The sequence below is a fragment of the Actinomadura rubrobrunea NBRC 15275 genome (assembly GCF_001552235.1).
GTDB classification, from domain to species: Bacteria; Actinomycetota; Actinomycetes; order Streptosporangiales; family Streptosporangiaceae; genus Spirillospora; species Spirillospora viridilutea.
On record NZ_BCQU01000033.1, the window covers coordinates 1 to 18,461 of the forward strand.

At 72.1% G+C, this 18,461-nt stretch carries 13 protein-coding genes, 1 pseudogene and 1 riboswitch; of the genes and pseudogenes, 2 read left to right on the forward strand and 12 right to left on the reverse strand.

Features of this window, described 5'->3' with window-relative positions:
• From AR3_RS12730 to AR3_RS12750, 5 genes are all read right to left on the reverse strand, one after another.
• Nucleotides 1-782: Clp protease N-terminal domain-containing protein (locus AR3_RS12730; RefSeq protein WP_281179257.1), on the reverse strand; the 782-nt coding region annotated here is incomplete at its 3' end.
• 2,319 nt (nucleotides 783-3,101) lie between these two features.
• Nucleotides 3,102-3,428, reverse strand: coding sequence for a histone-like nucleoid-structuring protein Lsr2 (locus AR3_RS12735; RefSeq protein WP_067913510.1), 327 nt, complete (start codon nucleotides 3,426-3,428; stop codon nucleotides 3,102-3,104).
• 1,656 nt (nucleotides 3,429-5,084) lie between these two features.
• The gene (locus tag AR3_RS12740; protein ID WP_083951404.1) at nucleotides 5,085-5,639 is read right to left on the reverse strand and encodes an RDD family protein; all 555 of its coding nucleotides are present in this window, start codon (nucleotides 5,637-5,639) and stop codon (nucleotides 5,085-5,087) included.
• Nucleotides 5,640-5,645: 6 nt separating this feature from the next.
• Nucleotides 5,646-6,479, reverse strand: a complete 834-nt coding sequence (locus AR3_RS12745) for an RDD family protein (RefSeq protein ID WP_067913513.1) — start codon at nucleotides 6,477-6,479, stop codon at nucleotides 5,646-5,648.
• Between the two features lie 3 nt (nucleotides 6,480-6,482).
• Complete coding sequence (locus AR3_RS12750) at nucleotides 6,483-6,971, reverse strand: amino-acid N-acetyltransferase (RefSeq protein WP_245637880.1); 489 nt, start codon at nucleotides 6,969-6,971, stop codon at nucleotides 6,483-6,485.
• Nucleotides 6,972-7,366: 395 nt separating this feature from the next.
• A riboswitch (cyclic di-AMP (ydaO/yuaA leader) is annotated at nucleotides 7,367-7,570 on the forward strand.
• 3 nt (nucleotides 7,571-7,573) lie between these two features.
• Between AR3_RS12750 and AR3_RS12755 the strand changes: the two genes are divergently transcribed.
• On the forward strand, nucleotides 7,574-8,587 hold the full coding sequence (locus AR3_RS12755) for a C40 family peptidase (protein WP_227023243.1): 1,014 nt from the start codon (nucleotides 7,574-7,576) through the stop codon (nucleotides 8,585-8,587).
• A 290-nt stretch (nucleotides 8,588-8,877) separates the two neighbouring features.
• Here the strand turns inward: AR3_RS12755 and AR3_RS12760 are convergent, their stop codons facing one another.
• Nucleotides 8,878-9,108 carry a LuxR C-terminal-related transcriptional regulator gene (locus AR3_RS12760; RefSeq protein ID WP_067913519.1) on the reverse strand — a complete coding sequence of 77 codons (231 nt, stop codon included), beginning with the start codon at nucleotides 9,106-9,108 and terminating at the stop codon, nucleotides 8,878-8,880.
• Between the two features lie 562 nt (nucleotides 9,109-9,670).
• Here AR3_RS12760 and AR3_RS12765 point away from each other — a divergent pair.
• Nucleotides 9,671-10,690, forward strand: coding sequence for a LacI family DNA-binding transcriptional regulator (locus tag AR3_RS12765; protein WP_067913527.1), 1,020 nt, complete (start codon nucleotides 9,671-9,673; stop codon nucleotides 10,688-10,690).
• A gap of 46 nt (nucleotides 10,691-10,736) precedes the next feature.
• Here AR3_RS12765 and lysX read toward each other — a convergent pair whose 3' ends face one another.
• From lysX to AR3_RS12800, 6 genes and pseudogenes are all read right to left on the reverse strand, one after another.
• A complete protein-coding gene (gene lysX, locus AR3_RS12770) occupies nucleotides 10,737-12,278 on the reverse strand; it encodes a bifunctional lysylphosphatidylglycerol synthetase/lysine--tRNA ligase LysX (RefSeq protein ID WP_083951408.1) in 1,542 nt (513 codons plus the stop codon).
• Nucleotides 12,279-12,449: 171 nt separating this feature from the next.
• A complete protein-coding gene (locus tag AR3_RS12775; RefSeq protein WP_067913528.1) occupies nucleotides 12,450-13,232 on the reverse strand; it encodes a type III pantothenate kinase in 783 nt (260 codons plus the stop codon).
• Between the two features lie 14 nt (nucleotides 13,233-13,246).
• Nucleotides 13,247-15,762, reverse strand: a pseudogene (locus AR3_RS12785) (L-aspartate oxidase).
• A 134-nt stretch (nucleotides 15,763-15,896) separates the two neighbouring features.
• Nucleotides 15,897-16,313, reverse strand: a complete 417-nt coding sequence (gene panD, locus AR3_RS12790) for an aspartate 1-decarboxylase (RefSeq protein ID WP_067913539.1) — start codon at nucleotides 16,311-16,313, stop codon at nucleotides 15,897-15,899.
• Entirely contained in the window at nucleotides 16,313-17,173 is an 861-nt protein-coding gene (panC, locus tag AR3_RS12795; RefSeq protein WP_067913635.1) for a pantoate--beta-alanine ligase, read from the reverse strand. Before panC ends, panD begins: the two co-directional genes overlap by 1 nt.
• Before the next feature lie 76 nt (nucleotides 17,174-17,249).
• Complete coding sequence (locus AR3_RS12800) at nucleotides 17,250-18,215, reverse strand: Rossmann-like and DUF2520 domain-containing protein (protein WP_083951410.1); 966 nt, start codon at nucleotides 18,213-18,215, stop codon at nucleotides 17,250-17,252.
• Nucleotides 18,216-18,461 lie beyond the last annotated feature (246 nt).

Consider the following 18,461-nt stretch of genomic DNA (forward strand, 5'->3'; position numbering starts at 1 on the left):
AAGTCACCGCGATACCGCGACCCCGCCACCAGCGCACCCAAATCCAGGGTGTACAGCTGCTTGTCCTTCAACGTCTCGGGCACCTCGCCCTTGACGATCTTCTGCGCCAGCCCCTCCACCACCGCGGTCTTACCGACACCCGGCTCACCGACCAGCACCGGATTGTTCTTCGTCCGCCGCGACAGCACCTGCATGACCCGCTCGATCTCCTTGTCACGACCGATCACCGGGTCCAACTTGCCCTCACGCGCCGCCTGCGTCAGATTCCGACCGAACTGGTCGAGCACGAGAGAGGTGGACGGAGCGGACTCGGCGGGCCCACCGGAGGCGGCAGGTTCCTTGCCCTGGTAACCGTGCAGGAGCTGGATCACCTGCTGACGCACACGGTTCAGGTCCGCGCCCAGCTTCACCAGCACCTGAGCGGCCACACCCTCGCCCTCACGGATCAAACCCAGCAGGATGTGCTCGGTGCCGATGTAGTTGTGCCCCAGCTGCAACGCCTCACGCAGCGACAGCTCCAGCACCTTCTTGGCACGCGGAGTGAACGGGATGTGCCCCGACGGCGCCTGCTGACCCTGGCCGATGATCTCCTCGACCTGCTGCCGCACCGCCTCCAGACTGATCCCCAACGACTCCAGCGCCTTGGCCGCGACCCCCTCACCCTCGTGGATCAAGCCAAGCAGAATGTGCTCGGTGCCGATGTAGTTGTGGTTGAGCATCCTGGCCTCCTCCTGAGCCAGGACGACAACCCGCCGCGCGCGGTCGGTGAACCTCTCGAACATCTCGTCGCTCCTCACAGAGCGGTTGGGCAGTGTCCGGAATGTCCGGACCTGTCCTTCCGCATGCTAGCCCGCCCCGAGGAGGCCGCCCGGTGCAGTCCCACCAGGAGACGTTCCCCAGCTAAGCGCTGTTCATCCTCATCCAACTACCGCGACGGCGCGCGATGTTCCCTCTACGCCTCAAGCGAACGAGGGCTTTCCGCAGGTCGGCGCGGCCTTCTGCGAGGACGCGCCGCATCCGCGGTGTTCGCCGCACCGGCCTTGTCCGGGGGCGCCGTCAATACCCGACAAGGCCGTCATCCGCAAGCCCGCACCGCCCATGGCGGCATGTCTCCTTCACCGAGGGGTCTGGAGGCTCCGGACGCCTCGAAGGGAGACGCCGACTTCCCTGCCGCCCTGGTGCAGAGCGCGCACTATGTAGGACGCTCACGCCCTGCCCGGACGTGACACCCAGTCTGCCGGGAGACACCGACATCCGTGCACTCGGCGGTAAGCGGACCCCACCGAGCCGGATGCACCTCACCAATGTAGGCGAGCCGCGCCCCTGTCCCGGGCTGCCGCTGAAGCCGTCGGCGAGCCGCCTCCCAGCTCCCCTCAGCGCCCCCACGACCTGGGGGTGCCCCGGGAGGCCCGAGACCGGCCCCGCTCGGACGTGAGCGCCAGTCCTCCACGACGCCCTGCTCCGTGCGGTGCGCCTCGACACCGGCGACATCGGCGTCCTGGCCGACCCGACGGGCCCCGCCCGACGGTGAGAGCGGGCCCACCAGATCAGGACGACCTGACGCGCGGGAAAGGCGGCCGGCCCGGACTGCGGCTGGAAGCCCTTGCGCACGGACCGACGGCCGCGCGAACGCACCGAGCAGAACGCCGCACATGTCCTCACGGCCCATCGCAGCTGGGCCCGAGGATCGACCCAGGCGTCCGAGGCCGCCCCCTCGGGAAGACCTCATCCGCACGGAAGCGCCGAGCCACCGAGCAAGCCGCCCTTCACTTGCAGCCCCCACACCGGAGATACCGGCAGTTCAGCGCCCCGAATACCCCGGCCTGGAGGTGAGCCGAACTCACCGCGCAGGCCCCCTACACATGCAAGGGGCAGCCGGGCCTGAGCTGCCACTGGAGGCCCTTACGCGCGACCTCCTGCGACGGCCGCCAGCACTCCCTCTCAGGACGTCCTACGCGCCTACAGCGCCCCTCAGGCATCGATCGCCGACGCAAGCGGCACGAAGGCGACATGGTCATGACCGCGGGGTCGGCCGTGGATCCGTCCGCGACGTGCACCACTCCTTCCTGGGGGCCGAATCGTCCGCGGCTCGGGCAGTCACCTGTTCTACCGCCTGCCCGCGCCTCGGGGATCGCTCCGGACGCTCGAGGACAGATCCCGCCTGGAGGTGAGCGGAACTCACCGCGCAGGCCACCTTCACGTGCAAGGGGCGGCCGGGCCTGAGCTGCCGCTAGAGGCCCTTACGCCCGACCTCATGCGAACGATCCGCCGGCACTCTCTCTCAGGATGTCCTACGCGCCCACAGCGGCCCTCAGCGACGCCATCGCCGACCCAAGCGGCACGAAGGCGACATGGTCAGGCTGCGGGGTCGGTCGTGGAGTCCGTCCGCGACGTGCACCGCACCTTCTCGGAGGCCGAACAGGGTGGCCGCCCGCGGCTCGGGCAATCGCCTTCTACCGCCTGCTCGCCCCTCGGGGACCGCTCCGGACGCCCCGAGGTCGGCCCGCTCGGACGTGAGCGCCAGTCCTCCACGACGCCCTGCTCCGTGCGGTGCGCCTCGACACCGGCGACATCGGCGTCCGGGCCGACCCGACGGGTCTCGCCCAACGGTGAGAGCGGGCTCACCGGACAGGACGGCCTGGCGCGCGGGAAAGGCGGCCGGGCCCGGACTGCGACTGGAAGCCCTGCGCATGGACCTCCCGGCGACTGCGCGGACGCACCGAGCAGCACGCCACGACACGCCCGCATCGGCCCATCGCAGCCGGGCCCGAGGATCGCCTCGGACGTCCCGACGACGGTCCTTCGGGAAGGACCTCACCCGGACGTGAGCGCCGACCCACCGAGCAAAGCCGCCCTCCACTTGCAGCGCGCCCCACACCGGAGATACCGGCGTTCAGGTCGTCCCGAATGACCTGAGGACGGCCCCCGCCCGAAGGTGAGCGGAACTCACCGGACAGGACGCCTCGCCCCGTCGCGGCGATCCTTCACATGAGCCGCAACGGGGTCCGGGGATCGCCCCCGGGAGACACCAAAGACGGGCCACCCGCGGAGGTGAGCGCAACTCACCGAGCAGGGTGGCCCGCCCGGACGGACGAACGGGCTCAGTTGGCCGCCTCGTACTGCTCGATCACATTCTGCGGGATGCGGCCGCGCTCATTGACCTTGATGCCATTGCGCTTGGCCCACGCGCGGATCTCGGCGCTGCGCTCGCGGCTCGAGGCGCCGCGCTGCCGGCGGCCGCCCCGGCGGACGGTGCCCGCCTTGCGGCCCTTCTCGACGAACGGCTGCAGGGAATCCCGCAGCTTCTTAGCGTTGGCGCTACTGAGATCGATCTCGTACGAGGCGCCATCGATCGAGAACTGCACGGTCTCGTCCGCCTCGCCACCGTCGAGGTCGTCGACGAGAAGCACCTGAACCTTCTGTGCCATGGAGACAGACCTTTCAGCTGGAGCAAACTGCATTCGGTTGACAAACATATACCGCCATGCTTGCCGATGACAATTCAACACTCGCGATGAAGTTTGCTTGCCCCTCGGTAACTCTTCGTAATCACGAGGGGCGAAACCGGGTCGGCGGCCCCTTAGCCCCGGCCCCGGCCGGGGCCCGAGGAGGGCCTGGCGTGGCGGAATTGTCCGGCCCCTGGAGCCGGGTCACGATTTCGGCGTGACCGAGATCACGCCGCCCGGACCGCCGGGACGATCATGCATTGGGCGGGGTTTCCGGGCCGGCGGCTTTCGGGACGACCCGCCGCGCCTGCGGAAATGAGGGTCCGGCTCACCTTAACGGGGAGGGCGGCGGCGTCCCCCGGCGACCCCGATTAAGCCCGACGTAACGGCACTAACCACACGGGCCGAGGGAATGCCGCGGCGGCCGCACCCCCTGTGACGTCGGTGTTGGCGCCGGACCGGAGCCGCCGATGTCGATAGATTCCGGCCGGGAGCGGCGCCGCGAAATCCTTTGCCGTCGCCCGGCGCACGCCTCGACTTCCCGGCGCCGCACCGCCGGTCGACCGTGACCGCACCACACCGATAACAGCGGATAAGCGAGCAATGCCGTCACGCGGTGGAGCGCTTCACCCGGCGAACGGACATCGTTAGGAGCGCCGCCTGCGCCGCGTCATCGTGCCTCTGCGCGGCGACGCGCCGACGGGAGCATACGGCACCGGCACCTCCGGCGGCATGTCCGGTACCGCCGGCCCGAGCACGCCGATCACAGCGGGTAATCACCGGGCGGTCATCCGCCCGATCCAGCGTTGAGACCTCCGCAAGTCTTTACTCTTTGTTCCCGCTGTTGGGAGGCGGCGACGGTCCGCGTGCTCCGGGAACCTTACCGACGGCGCACTGGATGCGCGCGGCCGGTGACTCGCCGCGGCCGCTTCGCATCCGGGCCGCCCGTACTGGCGTTGTTGTTTAGGCGCCGCCGGCACCATCGGGCGCCGCCCGCCCCACCGGACGCCTTTCGTCGCTGCAAGCGCCGTGTTGTGCCGCCAGTGGCGCGGTCTAACGCGCGTCCGCCATCTCCCTGTATGCCGAAGGATCTGCCTGGCATCTCCTGCGATCCGATGCCGCATGGCCTCGCAAAGCCCCTTCTCGCACCAGTTGACGACCACGGTACGACCGGATCCGGCTGCTGTCTTGTGGACGACGCACAGAGCCGGGCGCCGCGCGTTCTGTCCTCTCTGATCGCACCTGCCGACAATGGGGGCCTCATGGACACCCCGCGCCGATCCCTCGCGGTTCTCAACGGTTCCGCGGCCGTATGGGCTCGACCATCGGCGTTCGACCGCCGACATAAGGCCGCACGCGCGGGCGTGGAGCGCGGAACGCTCGCCCCACCCGACAGAATCTCATTCTAGGAATGGGCGGCCGTCATAAGAGGTCGAGCGGGTCGACGGCGCCGGCAAAGGGGCGGTTCTCAGGGGCAATCGCCCAGGAGAGAGCCGGGCCGCCCGTGAGCGCTCGGGCGGCCGCCGTTAGGGCCTATGAGGCGGGCATGGTCGAAAGCGCCCGCCGCTTCCTCTCGCGCCGGGGCTCCCCATGGGCTCAAGAAGAGCGGCGCGAAGCACGGGACGGAGTGCGAGCCGCTCAGCCCTCCTGAGCCCCGGCCGGCGCGACGGGGCGTTTCACCACGACCGTTCCCGCGAAACGGTCGTGCAGGGCTCTGCGCCGCGCGCCCTGTTCCAGGCGCGACTCGTATATCGCCGCCGCGTTCGCCACCCAGAACAGGCCCGCGACCACTCCGAACACGGGCACGGGGCGGATCGCGACGGGCAGGCAGTAGGTGACGGTCCGCAGGAGGCACCGCAGGGCCCCGGGGCGCGTCCTGTCCGTCGCCGGACGTCCCGGGTCCTCGCGGACGACTTCGATGCCCGCGAAACGCTTGCCCAGCGTGCGCCCCCACAACGAGAGCTGGATCCACTCGTAGACCAGGAGGAGACCCGCCACGAGCGGCGGGGCGACCGTCTCCAGGTGCAGGCCGGGGAAGCCTTCCCGGAGCACCATGACCACGGGAAGGCCCACGATGAGCGTGTCGACGATGCGCGCGACCAGCCGTTGCGCCGGTTCGGCGGGTTCCGGAGCCGCCTCGCCGCCCCGTGCGGGGAGAGGGTCGGCGCCGGGAACGTCCTGCGACGCCGCCACGGCGGGCTACCCCTCGTAGCCCGAGTGGCCGGGGTACTCCAGGGTCTGGCCGGTGTAGCCGCCCGCCTCGTCGGAGTATCCGGAGTACTCGGCGCGCTCGTCGATGACCAGCGTCCCGGAGAAGCGGTCGTGCAGGGCCTGGTGCAGCGGCTGGTCCCAGATCGCCCACAGGTGGGCCATCAAGGTGCCGATCCAGACCAGCAGCATCCCGTAAGCGAAGTAGTCCCACACCATGACGGCCAGCACGAGGAAGAAGAAGACCCCGAGCTGGTAGCCGATGTGCATGACCCCGGCGCGCCAGATGGCCTGCGTCATCGTCAGGCGCTCGCCCGCAGGCCGCGCCTGCACCACTCCGAGGTGGAGAATGCGCTTGCCGAGCGTCCGTCCCCACAGGGAGAGCTGGATCGCCTCATAGAGGAAGGGCAGCACCGCAAGGACGGAGAACAGGGTGAAGATGATGGGCCAGTTCCAGATGCCGCCCTCGCTGGTGGCCTTGCTCCCGGAGGTGTCGAGGCCGATGATGCCGACGGTGATGGGCACGACCAGCGCGAAGCCGAAAACGGCGACGAGCGCGTTGTCGATGATGCGCGCCCCGGCCCTGCGGAGGATCGGCGCGAGAGGAAGGCCCGCGGCGTCGTCGTAGCCGCCCGCGTCGTACGCCTGGACGGAGGGCTGCTGCCATTGCTGATGCCACTGCTGCTGGGGAGCCACCCCACCCTGCCACAGCGACCCCTGGGAGGGCTGCTGCCATTGCGGGGAGCCGTACGACGGTCCGCCCTGATACGGCGGGCCCGGGGGCTGCCGCGGATACTGCCGTCCGCGGTGGGGGGAGTCGGTCATCGGTCAGTCCTCCAGGCGAAGCAACATCCGGGTATTGCCCAACGTATTCGGCTTGACCCGGTCGAGGTCCAGGAACTCGGCCACGCCTTCGTCGTAGGAACGGAGAAGCTCTTCGTACACCTCGCGCGACACCGGCGTTCCCAGGATCGGCTCGAAGCCGTGCCGGGCGAAGAACTCCACTTCGAAGGTCAGGCAGAACACCCTTCGTACTCCGAGTTCCCGCGCGGTGTCGAGAAGCCGTTCGACGATGCGGTGCCCGATGCCGCGTCCCACGTATTCCTTGTCCACGGCGACCGAGCGCACCTCGGCCAGGTCTTCCCACATCACGTGCAGGGCGCCGCAGCCCACGACGCGCCCCCCGCGCCCCCGTGAGCCCTCTCGGCCCTCCGGCGCCGCCGCCTGGACGTCCTCGGCCACCCAGAACTCCTGGACGTCCTCATAGAGCGTCACCGTGGACCTGGCGAGCATCCGCGGCCCTGACCCGGCGTACATGTCGATGAGCCGCCGGATGTGCGGCACGTCGGCGGTGCGGGCCCGCCTGATCACGACTTCCACAAACAGGCGACATTATCGGACCGGAAGCGGTCACCTGTGGCCGGTCGGTCACCTTCGGCCGTCGGCGCGTCACGCCGATGGGACACAAGGGCCGACGGGGCGACGCGCCGGACGCGAGGGCACGGACGCCCCGCGGACGCCGCCGCGCCAACAAAGGCGACAGAAAGTGAAATAGCGCACACGGATGTGATCGCACAAGCCCGCTAGCACGGCGATCGCCCGCGCGCGTTACATCTGAGCGCCGATGAGCCCTCTGCGATTTCGCATGTTCTGGTTGGCAGGGAACGAGCGCTCCGTTAGTCTCCTGCGCTGACATCGGCCCCCGTGATCGGTTGGCCGAACCGCCGAGTCCCGTGGGGCCGCATCCGCCGCCCCGCAGGAACCGGGGACCCGCGATCGGACGGTTCCGGGACGACTCCAGAGCCATGCCGACCTGGGGTGAATCCGCACGGTGCGGACGCTCCGCACGTGCGCGGAAGGGCAGGCTCCGGCCCGAACCCGTCAGCTCACCCGGTAGGCGGACGAGGAGAGGAGAGTTCGTGGAGCCCTCGCGCCCCGCATCCCGTTCGCTCGTGCGGCGCGCCGCGCGCGTCGCCTTCCGTCCCGGCCGCGGAGCCGCCGCGGTGACCGGTGCGCTCGCCGCCGTCTCCCTCGTCGCGGCCGCGCCCGCCCCCGCCGCGCACGCCGACCCCGAGCCGTCCACCAAGGAGCTGCGCGACCAGGCGACCGAGCTCGCCGACCAGCTGGAGCGGCTCACCGAGCAGTACAACGGCCTGCGCGTCAAGCTGAAGCAGTCGCAGCGCGCCGCCAAGGTCGCCGGCGAGAACGCCAAGCGCCGGCAGAAGGAGCTGGAGGAGGTCCGCGCCAAGGTCGGCCGGCTGGCGGCCACCAGCTACATGCAGGGCGGCGCCGACCCCACGGTCTCGTTCCTGGCCGCCCAGAACCCGCAGGCGCTGCTCGACCAGGCCGCCACGCTGCATTACTTCGCCACCCAGGACGGCACCAAGGTGCAGGGCCTGATGCAGGCCATGCAGGCGGCCGAGCGCGCCCGCAAGGCCGCCGAGGAGCGGGCCAAGCAGGTGGAGCAGCTGCGGTCCCAGCTGGAGGAGCAGCGCAAGAAGGTCACCGCGGCGTACGAGAAGGTCCGCGGCAAGCTCGTCAAGCGGGACCCCACGCAGCTGGTCAAGCTGCCCGTGGTCGGCACCGGCAAGGCCGCCCAGGCGCTGCGGTACGCGATGACGAAGATCGGCAAGCCGTACGTGTGGGGCGCCGCCGGGCCGAACGCCTTCGACTGCTCGGGCCTGGTGATGTGGGCCTACCGGCAGGTGGGCATCAGCCTGCCGCACTACACCGGCAGCCAGTGGAACGCCGGCACGCACGTGCCCCGCGACCAGCTGCAGCCCGGCGACCTGGTGTTCTTCTACTCCGACCTGCACCACGTGGGCCTGTACGTGGGCAACGGCAAGATGCTGCACGCGCCGCGGACCGGTGACGTGGTGAAGATCGCTCCGATGGCCGGCCGCCCGTACGCCGGCGCCGTCCGGGTCGCCTGAGCCGAGCCGCCCGCGGCGATGGCGCCGGACGCGCACGGCCTCGCACGCTCGGGCGCGCACGCCCGTCGTCGGAGGCGCACGGATCCACCGCGACGGCGGACCGGGCCGGCGTCCTCCCGACGGGCGTGCGCACTGCCCGCGGGGACCGGACCACGTCCGCGGCGACGCCCTCCCGCAGGGACGCGCCTGCGGAGCGCCGACGTCGCCGCGCGGGGTCGGACGGTGGTCGCCGATGCTCGGTCAGAGCTGCCGCGCCGTCACCCGCCGGGGGGCGGGCGAAGGGCGCGCCCCTAGATGAGCTGGCGCCGGGCCGCCCAGACCACGGCCTCGATCGGCGTGTTGACCTCCAGCCGGTCGCAGATGTTCCGCAACCGGCGGCGCAGGGTCCGGGCGCTCAGCTCCAGTTTGCGTGCCGCCACGTCCGCGGTGACACCGCTGGCGATCTGGGCGAGAAGCTTGATCTCCTCCTCGCTGAGACGCAGCTCGTCGGTGCCACGACGTGCGATGGTGGCCTGTTCCACTCCGTCCTCCCTCGTCCGTGGTGATGACCGCGGGGATGCAGCCGTCCGCTGCACAGGCACGGGCGGGCCTCGATCTGTACGCGTCGGGTTGCCGGGTCCGGGGCGGGGGGCCGGACCGAGATCATCGGTGTCCCTTGCCGTCTGGCGCGCTTGGCCGGAGGTGGCCGATGGGCCGATTGCTCGGCGCCGAACGGGAACCCCGGGTAACGATTCACTCGTTAGGCCGACCGGACGCGGATGCGCCTTCCATCGCGTCGGGCGCGCTCACGACGTCGTGGCGGGCTTGCGGGGGAGCGCGTCGTGCACGGGACGGGTTCTGGCCGCTGGTCACGTCAACCCATCCCTCCTCGTCCGATCCGCCCCTACCATCGAGGGCGATGATCGTGAATCGTTTCAAGGCACGCTTCGGCTCGGAACGCTAGGCGGCCGGATCCGGCCCGTCAAGCGTGCAATGAGTACGTTGTGTGGTCTTGCGACTACGGTCCGCGACCGACTTCGCGGGGGCATGGTCCGGACAACTCGATAACCTGCGAAAACAAGTCCGGGGTCGACGAGGAGAGAGTTGCCTCAAAGCAGTATCCGGGAAGTCGCGAGGCGCGCCGGGGTCTCAGTTGGGACCGTTTCGAATGTCCTAAACCGGCCAGACCTCGTGGCCGAAGCCACCCGTAACCGTGTACGCGCAGCCATCGAGGAACTCGGCTTCGTACGCAACGAGTCCGCCCGGCGGCTGCGCCAGGGCCGCGGCCTCGGGCCGGACGACCCCCGCCTCCGGCCGTTCGGCGTCGTCGTCGAGGACCTGGCCAACCCGTACGCCACGGACGTCGCCCGCGGCGCCGAACAGGCCCTCAACGCGGCGGGCCGCGACGTCCTGTGGCTCACCAACGACAACTCCGCCGCCAAGGAGCGCCGCTGCCTGGAGCTGCTGGAGCAGCAGCACGCCGCCGGCGTGCTCATCACCCCGGTGGGGCTCGGCGCGTCCGGCATCACCCGGCTGCGCGCGGCGGGCATGGCGGTGGTGCTGCTCGACCACACCGGGCCGGGCGTGTGCTCGGTGCGGGTCGACCACGCCGCGGGCGGGGCCGTCGCCGCCCGGCACCTGATCGGTCTGGGCCGCGAGCGGGTCGCGTTCGTCACCGGGAACCCGCATCCGCAGCCGTGCCAGGACCGGCTGGACGGCGCCGCCCGCGCCCTCGCAGGCGCGGGCCTGGCGCCGCCGGTCACGCTGGCGCAGGCGACGCTGACGCCGAAGGAGGGCGGCGCCGCGGCCCGCCGCCTGCTCGCGCTGGACCCGGTCCCGACCGGCGTGTTCTGCGCCAACGACCTGCTGGCCGTCGGGCTGGTCAACGAGCTGGTGCGGCGGGGGGTGCGGGTGCCCGAGGACGTGGCGGTGGTCGGCTACGACGACATCGAGCTGGCCGCCAGCGCCGCGGTCCCGCTCACCACGATCCGCCAGCCCCGGCAGGAGCTCGGCCGGGCCGCCGCCGAGCTGGCCCTCGCCGAGGCGGCCGAGGCCGGCGCCGGCGCGCACCGGCACCGCGAGATCGTCCTGACGCCGGAGCTGGTCGTCCGCGAGTCCGCCTAGCCGCGGGCGCGGCGGCGCCGCTCGGCCCGCGGCGCCGCCGCCCGGGTCACTGGGGCTTGACCAGCGGGAACAGGATGGTCTCGCGGATGTTCTTGCCGGTGAACGCCATGACCATCCGGTCGATGCCGACGCCGACGCCGCCGGTCGGCGGCATCGCGTACTCCAGCGCGCGCAGGAAGTCCTCGTCCAGCTGCATGGCCTCCGGGTCGCCGCCGGCCGCCAGCAGCGACTGCTCGGTGAGGCGGCGGCGCTGCTCGATCGGGTCGATGAGCTCCGAGTAGGCGGTGCCCAGCTCGGTGCCGAACCCGATGAGGTCCCACTTCTCGGTCAGCAGCGGCTCCTCGCGGTGCTGCCGGGTCAGCGGCGAGGTCTCCAGCGGGTAGTCCATGACGAACGTCGGCTGGATCAGCGTGTGCTCGACCAGCTCCTCGAAGATCTCCTGGACGAGCTTGCCCTGCCCCCACTTGGGGTCCCAGGCGATGCCGCGCGCGTCGGCGTACTTGCGGACCTGCTCCAGCGGCGTGTGCGGGGTGACCTCCTCGCCGAGCGCCTCCGACACGGCGCCGTACAGGGTGATCCGCGGCCACTCGGCCAGGCCGAGGTCGATCTCCTGGCCGTCGCGCACCACCACGGTCGTGCCCAGCGCGGCCTCCACGCAGCGCTGGTACATGCGCTGGGTGAGGTCGGCCATGTCGTTGTAGTCGAGGTAGGTCCCGTACGCCTCGAGCATCGTGAACTCGGGGTTGTGCGTGGAGTCCGCGCCCTCGTTGCGGAAGTTGCGGTTGATCTCGAAGACCTTCTCGATGCCGCCGACGACGAGCCGCTTGAGGTACAGCTCGATCGCGATCCGCAGGTACAGGTCCATGTCGTAGGCGTTGATGTGCGTCACGAACGGACGCGCCGCCGCCCCGCCGTGGATCGGCTGCAGCATCGGGGTCTCGACTTCGAGGTACCCCTCCTCGTGCCAGAAGTCGCGGGCCGCGCGCACGGTGTCGCTGCGCAGCCGGGCCATGCGCCGCGCCTCGTCGTTGACGATCAGGTCGACGTAGCGCAGCCGCACCCGGGCCTCGGGGTCGGTCAGGCCGACGTGCTTCTCCGGCAGCGGCCGCAGGCACTTGGCGGTGATCTGGAACCGGTCGGCCATCACCGACAGCTCCCCGCGCCGCGAGGTGACGACCTCGCCCTCCACGCCGATGTGGTCGCCGAGGTCGATCTCGCGCTTCCAGAAGTCCAGCTGCTCCTGCCCGACGTTGGCGAGCGACAGCATGATCTGCAGGTCGCCCGAGCCGTCGCGGATGGTGGCGAAGCACAGTTTGCCGGTGTTGCGGATGAGCATGACGCGTCCGGCGACGCCGACCCTGTCGCCGGTCTCGGTGCCCGGCTCCAGGTCGGGGTATTTCTCCCGGATCTCGGCGATGGTCGCGGTGCGCGGGAAGTTGACCGGGTAGGGGTCGATGCCGTTGGCGCGGAGCCGTTCCAGCTTCTCCCGGCGCACCCGCATCTGCTCGGGGAGCTCCTCCCACGAGACGTCGGCGGATCCGGGGCGCTCGCCCGTCCTGGGCGAAGGGTCGTAGGTCGCGTCACTCACGGCTCAAGGCTATCGACCCACGTCGGTGGCTTGTGCCGTCGAGACCGCCGTTGCCTCCCGGCCCCGTCCACGATCACGTCTCGGACGGGTCGGCGGGCCCTCCGCAGAGGGCACGCAGAGGGCGCGCCCCGGGCCGTCGAGAGGCGGCCCGAGGCGGCTCCGCGACGGACGTCAGGCGGTGTTGCGCTCGTAGATGAGGCGCAGGCCGATGAGGGTGAGCCAGGGCTCGTAGACGTCGATGCAGCGGGCCTCCTCCAGCACCAGCGGCGCCAGGCCGCCCGTGGCGATCACCGTCACGTCGGCGGGGTCGGGGGCCAGCTCCTCGGCCATGCGCTCGACGATCCCGTCGATCTGCCCGGCGAAGCCGAAGATGATGCCCGACTGCAGGGCCTCCACGGTGTTCTTGCCGATGACGTTGCGCGGCCGCACCACCTCGATCTTGTGCAGCTGGGCGCCGCGCGCCGACAGCGCGTCGATGGAGATCTCGATGCCGGGGGCGATGGCGCCGCCCACGTACTCGCCCTTGGCCGACACCGCGTCGAACGTGGTGGCGGTGCCGAAGTCGACGACGATCGCCGGTCCGCCGTGGGTGTGCGCGGCGGCCAGCGCGTTGACGATGCGGTCCGCGCCGACCTCCTTGGGGTTGTCCATGCGGACCGGCACGCCGGTCTTCACCCCCGGCTCCACGATCACCGCGGGCACGTCGCCGTAGTAGCGCCGGCACATCTCCCGCATCTCGTGGAGGACGGACGGGACGGTCGAGCACAGCGCGATGCCGCTGATGTCGGTCTCGGCCAGCAGCGGGCTCTGCTGCACGAGGCCCTGCAGGACCACGGCGATCTCGTCGGCGGTGCGCCGCGGATCGGTGTTGATCCTCCAGTGCTCGATCACCTCGGTGCCCTCGAACAGGCCGAGGACGGTGTGGGTGTTGCCGACGTCGATGGTGAGCAGCATCAGGTCCCCGCTGATCAGGTGAAGTCAAGGCCGATGTCGAACACGCGCGCCGAGTGGGTCAGCGCACCAACGGAAAGGTAGTCCACACCGGTCACGGCGACGTCTCGGGCCCGGTCCAGGGTGAGCCCGCCGCTGGCCTCCAGTTCGGCGCGCCCGTCCACCAGGCGGACCGCCTCGGCCATGTCGGCGGTGCTCATGTTGTCGAGCAGGATCGATTCGGCGCCCGCCGCGAGCGCCTCGCGGACCTGGTCCAGGGTGTCGCACTCCACCTGGATGTGCAGGGACGGGTAGACGTCCCGGATCGCCGCGTACGCCCGGGTGATCGAGCCCGCCGCGGCCACGTGGTTGTCCTTGATCAGCGCGGAGTCGTGCAGGCCCATCCGGTGGTTGACGCCGCCGCCGCAGCGCACCGCGTACTTCTGGAGGGCGCGCAGGCCGGGCAGGGTCTTGCGGGTGTCGCGGATCCTGGCCTTGGTGCCGGCCACCGCGTCCACCCAGGCGCGGGTCGCGGTGGCGATGCCGGACAGGTGGCACAGCAGGTTGAGGGCGGTGCGTTCGGCGCGCAGCAGCGCGCGGGTGGGGCCGTGCGCCGACAGCAGCACCTGCCCGGCGGTCACCCGGTCCCCGTCGGCGACCCGGGCCCGGTGCTCCACGCCGAGCAGCTCCAGGACGACCTCGGCCACGGGGATTCCGGCGACGACGCCGTCCTCGCGGGCGGTGAAGTCGCCGGACGCGGTGTCGTCCGGCGCGAACACGGGCTCGCTGGTGACGTCGCTGTCCCCGTCCTCGGCCAGCGCCGTGCGCACCAGGTTTTCCACAGCCTGTGGATCGAGCCCGGCGTCGCCCAGCCGAGCCTCCAGTTCCGGCGTCATCGCGTGGTCTTCCCTTCGTAGATGGTGGTGAGGCCGCCGTCGGCGAGGCGGGTGACGAGGTGGCCGCGCCAGGCGCCGTCGTCGCGGTCGGGGTGGTCCTCGCGCCAGTGGCTGCCGCGGGTCTCGCGGCGCAGCCGCGCCGCGGCGACGATCGCCGAGGCCACGGTGAGCAGGTTCGTCGCCTCCCACGCCGCCGCGCACGGCTCGGGCGCGCCGGCGCGGTCGCGCGCGGCCTCCGCGGCGAGGCGGTCGAGTCCGCGGGCCGCAGCGGCCAGGCCGTCGGCGGTGCGGAGCACCCCGGCGTACGCGGTCATGATCCGCTGGATCTCGCCGCGCGCCCGCGGTCCGACCAGGCCCTGCCCGGCCGGCGCGGGCTGCGGGTCTCCGGCGCGCCGTCCGGCCCAGTCGTCGGCGGACAGGTCGGCGGGCAGCGCGGCGGCGATGCGCTCGGCGAACACCAGCCCCTCCAGCAGCGAGTTGGAGGCCAGCCGGTTGGCGCCGTGCACGCCGGTGCAGGCCACCTCGCCGCACGCGTACAGGCCGGGCACGGAGGTGCGGCCGTACAGGTCCGTCCGCACGCCTCCGCTCGCGTAGTGGGCGGCCGGGACCACCGGGATCGGCTCGGTCACCGGGTCGATGCCGTGGTCGCGGCAGGTCGCCAGGATCGTGGGGAAGCGCCGCTCCCAGGTGCGCGCGCCCAGGTGCCGCCCGTCCAGCAGCATGTGCGGCGCCCCGGTCTCCCTCATCCGGATCATGATGCCCTTGGCGACGACGTCGCGGGGCGCCAGCTCGGCCAGCTCGTGCCGTCCGAGCATGAACCGCTCGCCCGCGGCGTCGACGAGGTGGGCGCCCTCGCCGCGGACGGCCTCGGAGATCAGCGGCTGCTGCCCGCGCGCGCCGTCGCCCAGCCACAGCACGGTCGGGTGGAACTGGACGAACTCCAGGTCGGCGACCTCGGCCCCGGCGCGCAGCGCCAGCGCCACGCCGTCGCCCGTGGACACCGCGGGGTTGGTGGTGGCGGAGAAGACCTGGCCGAGCCCCCCGGTCGCGAGCACCACGGCGCGGGCCCGCACCGCGCCGACGCCGCCCGGCTGCCCCTCGCCCATGACGTGCAGGGTGACCCCGGCGGCGCGGCCGGAGGCGTCTTTGATCAGGTCGAGGACGAGGGCGTGCTCGACCACCTCGACGTCGGCGTCCTTGAGCGCGGCCCGCAGCGCCCGGCTGATCTCGGCACCGGTGGCGTCGCCGCCCGCGTGCGCGATGCGGCGACGGCGGTGGCCGCCCTCCCTGGTCAGCGCGATGCTCCCGTCGGGGGCGCGGTCGAACTCGGCGCCGAGGTCGATCAGCCGCCGCACCGCGTCCGGCCCCTCGGTGACCAGCACCCGCACGGCCGTCTCGTCGCACAGCCCGACGCCCGCGGCGAGGGTGTCGGCCAGGTGCTCGGCGGGGTCGTCGTCGGCGGCCAGGGCCGCGGCGATGCCGCCCTGGGCCCACCGCGTCGAGCCGGCGTCCAGCAGCGCCTTGGTGACCAGCAGCACCCGTCCGTGCGGACGGCAGCGCAGCGCGGCGACGAGCCCGGCGATGCCGGACCCGACCACCACCACGTCCGTGTCGACGGTCCACCCGGGCGGCGGGGCGGCGAGCAGCCGAGGGATCATGCCCCCTCCTCTGGATCGGTTCTCGTCATTGTGACACTAACCCGATCCGCCCCTGACGCCCGGGTCGGCGCTTCCGTTCGGCCAGGCGGTCTCAGGGGGACGCCGCACCGCCCGATCCGGCGCCGTGGGCCGCCTCAGCCGTGGACGAGGTCCCCGCGCGTCTGGGAGGAGCCGGGGACGGGCTCGGCCGGGTCGTCCCCCAGAGAAATGATCTTGTTGTCGCGGTCGACGTGGACGACGGTCGGCCGGAACGACCGGGCCTCCTCGTCGGTCATCGCCGCGTAGCTGATGATGATCACCAGGTCGCCGGGCTGGACCAGCCGGGCCGCGGCGCCGTTCACGCCGATCACGCCCGAGCCGCGCTCCCCCGGGATCAGGTAGGTCTCCAGGCGGGCGCCGTTGTCGATGTCGACGATCTGCACCTGCTCGCCGGGCAGCAGGTCGGCGGCGTCCATGAGGTCCTGGTCGACGGTGAGCGACCCGACGTAGTGCAGATCCGCCTGGGTCACGGTGGCACGGTGGATCTTCGACTTGAACATCGTCCGGAACATCAGGACTCCTCGCCGAACCGCAGCGGGACGTTGTCGATCAGATGGGTGGTGCCGACGCGCCCCGCCACCGCGAGCACGGCCGGACCGGTGTGGGCGTCGTCGATCTCGGTGAACGTGGCCGGGTCGACCAGGACCAGGTAGTCGAGCGCGAGCGGCGGGTCGGCCGCGGCGGCCTTGTCGAGCACGGCCCGGGCGGCGCGCACCACGGCCGACGGCCCGCCCGCCGCGGCGTCCGCGCCCGCCTGCAGCGCCTGCGACAGCGCCAGCGCGGTGCGCCGCTCGGCGGGGGACAGGTAGCGGTTGCGGCTGGACAGCGCCAGCCCGTCGAACTCCCGGACGGTCGGCGCGGCCACGATCTCGACCGGCACGTCCAGGTCGGCCGCCATCCGGCGGATCAACGCGAGCTGCTGGGCGTCCTTCTCGCCGAACACCGCCACGTCGGGCCGCACGAGGTTGAACAGCTTCAGCACCACCGTGAGGACCCCGTCGAAGTGCCCGGGACGGGCCGCGCCCTCCACGACGCGCCCCATCGGACCGGAGTCGACCCGCACCAGCGGCTCGGACGGGTACATGACCTCGCGGGTGGGGGCGAAGACGATGTCCACGCCCTCGGCCGCGCACGCCTCGACGTCGGCGGCGAACGTGCGCGGGTAGCGGTCGAAGTCCTCGTTCGGGCCGAACTGCAGCGGGTTGACGAAGATGCTCACCGCCACCGTGTCGGCCAGCTCGCGGGCCCGCCGGATCAGCGACCGGTGCCCCTCGTGCAGCGCCCCCATCGTGGGGACGAGCGCGAGCCGCCCGGTCACGCCGCCTCGGACGGCCGCCAGTTCGTCGCGCGTCTTGGCGATGACGGGAGTCACGCCGCGCCCTCCGCCGGTCCGGCGCCGGTTGCCCCGCACATGCACGTCCCTCCTTGTTCGATCGGGCCAGGGCGGTTCAGTCGGCCGTTCCGTCGGCCGTTCGGTCGGCCAGGACGCCGAGCAGCCGTTCGGCGTCCTCGGGCTTGAGCATCCCGGCGGCCAGGGCGCGGTCGGCGGTGAGCCGGGCCAGCGCCACGTAGGCGCGGCGGCTCTCCGGCGACACGCGGCCCAGCTCGTCGACGTGCGCCCGCACCGTGCCCGCGTCGCCGCGGGCGACCGGGCCGGTCAGGCCGTTGATGCCCAGGCGCAGCGCGTTGTCCAGGGCGGCGCCGAGCAGCGGCCCGAGCATGCGCCCCGGTTCCGGCGCCCCCGCCGCGCGCAGCAGGTCCATCGCCTCGACCACGAGGGTGACCAGGTGGTTGGCGCCGCCGGCGAGGGCGGCGTGGTAGAGCGGACGGCGCTCCTCGGGGATCCACACGGGCTCGCCGCCCATCTCCACCACCAGCGCCTCGGCCACGGGGCGCAGCGGTTCGGGCGCGGTGACGCCGAACGAGATGCCGGTCAGCCGGTTGAGGTCGTCGGGACGTCCGGTGAACGTCATGACCGGGTGCAGCGCCAGCGGCAGGCCCCCGGCGCGGGTGAGGGGCGCCAGGACGCCGGTGCCGAACCGTCCGCTGGTGTGCGCCAGGAGCTTGCCCTCGACCGGGACGTCGGTGGCGGCCAGTCCCTCGGCGAGCTCGGGCAGCACGTCGTCCGGGACGGTCAGCAGCACCAGGTCGGCGGCCGCGACCGTCTCCTGCGGGGTGGTGACGACGGCGCCGGGCAGGCGCTCCTCGGTGCGCCGCCGGGACGCCTCGGACACCGCCGCCGCCGCGACGACGCGGTGTCCGGCGCGGGCGAGCGCGGCGCCCAGGGCGCTGCCGACCCGGCCGGGACCGAGCACGCCGACCGCCAGGCGGGCGGGACGGTCCTCGGGCCGCCCCACGGGGCCCGAAGGGCCGTTCCCGGGCGCGCCGGAAGGCGGCGTGACGCGTGAGTCCATGGGTTCGTTCCAGTCCTCGGCTAGGTACCGGACGTGCGCGACCCAGCGTACCCGCGCGGCGAGCGCGATGAGCCGCCGGGCCGGACACCCTCCGCACCCCTCCTCAATGACGGTACGTGAACAATCACACCACTCAGAGCTACATCCTGGACGGCTCCCGGCCGGCTGAACCCGGACCGGCCCCACCTGTCCGCAGACGGACGGCGGGGCCGGTCGGGCGGGTGTTCCTCGGTGTCGCTCCGGTCG